This window comes from Rhizorhabdus sp., assembly GCF_018006725.1.
Taxonomy (GTDB): domain Bacteria; phylum Pseudomonadota; class Alphaproteobacteria; order Sphingomonadales; family Sphingomonadaceae; genus Rhizorhabdus.
Genome location: NZ_JAGMXV010000361.1, coordinates 1 through 3,838, shown reverse-complemented (window position 1 = coordinate 3,838; position 3,838 = coordinate 1). Strand labels below are relative to the sequence as shown.

Annotated in this window: 2 protein-coding genes and 1 pseudogene; 1 reads left to right on the top strand and 2 read right to left on the bottom strand. The window is 65.0% G+C overall.

Going from position 1 to position 3,838, the window contains the following annotated elements; translation table 11 throughout:
- On the top strand, positions 1–1,904 hold a 1,904-nt coding region (locus KAY22_RS25995; protein ID WP_296625994.1), incomplete at its 5' end, for a translocation/assembly module TamB domain-containing protein.
- A 31-nt stretch (positions 1,905–1,935) separates the two neighbouring features.
- On the opposite strand, the gene KAY22_RS25990 is transcribed toward KAY22_RS25995, so the two are convergent.
- Together KAY22_RS25990 and glnA are read right to left on the bottom strand one after the other, a co-directional pair.
- Positions 1,936–3,192 carry a multidrug effflux MFS transporter gene (locus KAY22_RS25990; RefSeq protein ID WP_296625993.1) on the bottom strand — a complete coding sequence of 419 codons (1,257 nt, stop codon included), beginning with the start codon at positions 3,190–3,192 and terminating at the stop codon, positions 1,936–1,938.
- A gap of 124 nt (positions 3,193–3,316) precedes the next feature.
- Positions 3,317–3,838 (bottom strand): annotated as a pseudogene (glnA, locus tag KAY22_RS25985) (glutamine synthetase); the annotation flags it as partial.

Below are 3,838 nucleotides of genomic sequence, written 5' to 3'. Positions count from 1 at the left end.
GGCGTACGCGCGCGACGCTGGCGGCGCGGGGGGGCAGCGGCACGATCGACGCTAATATCGCCGGTTCGCGCGGACGCGGATTCCAGCTGACGACGAGGCTGGGTTTCGCTCCCGATCGCCTGTCGCTCGCCGCCGAAGGGATGATCGACCGCAAGGCGGTCAAGCTCGAAGACGCGGCGGTCCTTCGTCGTGATGGTGACGCCTGGCGCCTCGATCCGGTTGGGCTGAGTTTCGCCAATGGGCGGGCGACGTTCGCGGGGCGTTTCGGCGGGGCCGCGAACGAAGTCCATGCGGTGGTCCAGTCGATGCCGCTGTCGGTGCTCGACATGTTCTACCCGCAACTCGGTTTGTCGGGTGTTGCAACGGGCGATGTCGACTATCGGCTGCAGCGCGGTGCCCGCATACCGACCGGGCGCGCCAAACTGACGATCAAGGGACTGTCGCGGTCTGGGCTGGTCCTGACCTCCCGGCCGGCCGATGTTGGCCTTGCCGCCGTTCTGACCGAAAATGTCGCTGCCGCGCGCGCCGTGGTGTCGAGTGGCGGCAAGGTGATCGGGCGCGCGCAGGCGCGCATTACCAACATTCCGCCTTCGGGTGCGCTCGACGACCGTCTCCTCGCGGGAAGGATCTTTGCCCAGCTTCGCTATGGCGGGCCGGCAGACATGCCCTGGCGCCTGTTCGGGGTCGAGACGATCGACCTGTCGGGGCCGATCGCGATCGGGGCCGATATCAGCGGAACCGGCGCCAATCCGGTCATTCGCGGAACGTTGCGATCGACCCAGGCGCGGCTCGAAAGCGCGGTTTCGGGTACGATTATAACCAATATCGCCGCCAACGGGCGGTTCGATGGCTCGACCCTGCTGATCGATTCGCTCAAGGGCCGTACGCGCGGTGATGGTACGATCACCGGCAAGGCGCGTTTCGACCTGTCCGCCGAAGCGGGGTTGGGCATGGACGTGGCAATCGATGCCAACGATGCTCAACTGATCAACCGCGATGACATCGGCGCCACGGTGACAGGGCCGGTGCGCTTCGTATCCAACGGCAATGGCGGGACCATTTCGGGCGATGTCCGACTGGTCAAAGGCCGCTTCCAGCTCGGGCGCGCTGCTACGGTCGCGACGATCCCGCAATTTGCGACGGTCGAGCTCAACCGTCCGGATGACGAGAATGAGGTCCGCCGTCGGGCGCCGTGGAAGCTCGACATCAAGATGGCCGCGCGCAACCAGCTGACCGTGTCGGGTCTGGGTCTCGACAGCGAATGGCGCGGTCAGCTGGATCTCGGCGGGACGATCGAAAATCCATCGATCCGCGGCCGGATGGATCTGGTTCGGGGGGGGTATGAATTTGCCGGACGCCGCTTCGATCTCGATCGTGGGGCGATCCGCTTTCTCGGCGAAACACCGCCCGATCCGCTGCTCGACATCACCGCCAAGGCCAATCTGAATGGCGTCAGCGCGACGATCGGCGTCGCCGGCACGGGTCAGAAGCCAGAGATCAGCTTCACGAGTATTCCGGCGCTACCCGAGGACGAACTGCTGTCGCGCCTGCTGTTCGGTACCTCGATCACCAATCTTTCGGCACCCGAGGCGCTCCAGCTGGCTGCTGCCGTCGGTTCGCTGCGCGGCAATGGCGGCGGGCTCAATCCGATCAACGTGGTGCGCAAGGCGGCCGGTCTCGATCGGCTGCGCATCCTGCCGGCCGATCCGACGATCGGCATCGGCACCTCGATCGCAGCCGGCAAATATATCGGCCGGCGCACCTTCGTCGAGGTGATCAGCGACGGGCAGGGCTATTCGGCGACGCGGATCGAATTCCAACTGACCCGATGGCTGTCGCTGCTGTCGAGCATCTCGACCATCGGCCGCCAGAGCGCGAGTGTGCGGGTGTCCAAGGATTATTGAGGTGAGGTGGCGGCCCCTGCCAGGCCGTCGTTCAGCTGCGCCCGACCGGCTGAGGATTATGCGCCCGGAACAGCTTGCCCCGTTCGGCCAGCAGTACGATCCCCAGAGCCGCCGACGAGCCCAGCAGGAAGCCGAGGGTAAGGGGCAGGGTGGTTCCCTGAAAGGACTGGCCGATGGCAAGCCCGATCAGCGTACCGACGACGCTCTGCATGAAGCCCTGGATCGAGGCGGCGGTGCCGGCGATCGTGCCCATGCGCTCCATCGCCATCGACCCGAAATTGGATCCGGTCAGGCCGAACAGGAACATCGTCGTCCCCTGCATGATGGCGAAGGTCCAGATCGTCTCGTGACCGCTGCTCACGATCGCGAGACGGACAAGGCAAAGCACGATCATCGCGACCAGCGCGCTATGCGAAACCAGCCGTGTGCCCAGCCGCTCGACGATGCGGGAATTGATCAGCGCGGCGATCGCCATCATGCCCGCGATCAGGCCAAAGCCGGGCGCGAAATACTGGGGGGCGTTGAAGCTGTGGGCGAAAATCTGCTGCGCGCTGTTGAGGAAGCCGACGAGGCCGCCGTAGATCACGGCTGAAGCGAGTGCATAGCCGAGCGAGCAGCGATCGCCGAGCGTCATCCGCGTCGCCTGCAGGATCGATCCGACGCCGATCGACCGGCGATTGGCGGGCGTCAGTGTCTCGGGCAGACGGACCGCAGCCCAGGTGCAGACGAACAGGCTGAAGCCGCCGAGCAGATAGAAGATCCAGTGCCATGGCGCCACGAGCAGGATCAGTTCGCCCAATGTCGGCGCCGCGATCGGGACGGCCAGGAACACCATGAAGCAGAGCGACGTCACCCGCGCCATGCGCCGTCCGGCATAGCAATCGCGGATGATCGAGATCGACAGGATACGGGTCGAAGCGGCCACGAAACCCTGCAAGCCGCGCGAGATCAGCAGCAGGTCGAAGCTGCCGGCATGGGCCGCGACAAAGCTGGTGACCGCGTAGATGCCGAGCGTCGAGAAGAGTACCGGACGACGGCCGAAGCGATCGGCAAGGGGGCCGAAGATCAACTGGCCGAAGCCGAAGCAGCCGATATAGACCGCCACCACGAGTTGCTGATGATTCTCGATGGCGACCCCCAGCTCCGATCCGATCCGGCCGAGCGCGGGCAGCATGATGTCGATCCCCAGCGCATTGACCGCCATCAGCGAGGCCATCAGCGCCACGAACTCGCCGAAGGGCAAGCCGTGGGACATATTCTCGTCCTGGAAGGTCTGGGGAGCGTTCATCGAAAAATCCAGTGGCGCCTTAGGCTTGCGGGCGGACGCTGGCAACCCGCCGAGGCGTGCCAAAAGAGAAAGGGCCCCGGAGCCGAAGCCCCGGAGCCCTTTCCTGTGCCGGCAAAGGCTAAGATCAGTTCGAGAAATACATGTCGAACTCGACCGGGCTCGGGGTCATCTCCCAACGGGCGACTTCCGGCCACTTGAGCTCGATATAGGACTCGATCTGGTCCTCGGTGAACACGCCGCCCTTGGTGAGGAAGGCGTGGTCGGCCTGGAGCGAGTTGAGCGCTTCGCGCAGCGAGCCGCAGACGGTCGGAACCTGGGCCAGCTCTTCCGGCGGAAGGTCGTACAGGTTCTTGTCCATCGCCTCGCCCGGATGGATCTTGTTCTCGATGCCGTCGAGACCAGCCATCAGCAGCGCCGCATAGCAGAGATAGGGGTTCGCCATCGCGTCCGGGAAGCGGAACTCGACGCGCTTCGCCTTGGCACCGGTGCCATAGGGGATGCGGCACGAGGCCGAGCGGTTGCGGGCCGAATAGGCGAGCAGAACGGGAGCTTCGTAACCCGGGACCAGGCGCTTGTAGCTGTTGGTCGTCGGGTTGGTGAAGGCGTTGAGCGCCTTGGCATGCTTGATCACGCCGCCGATGAAATA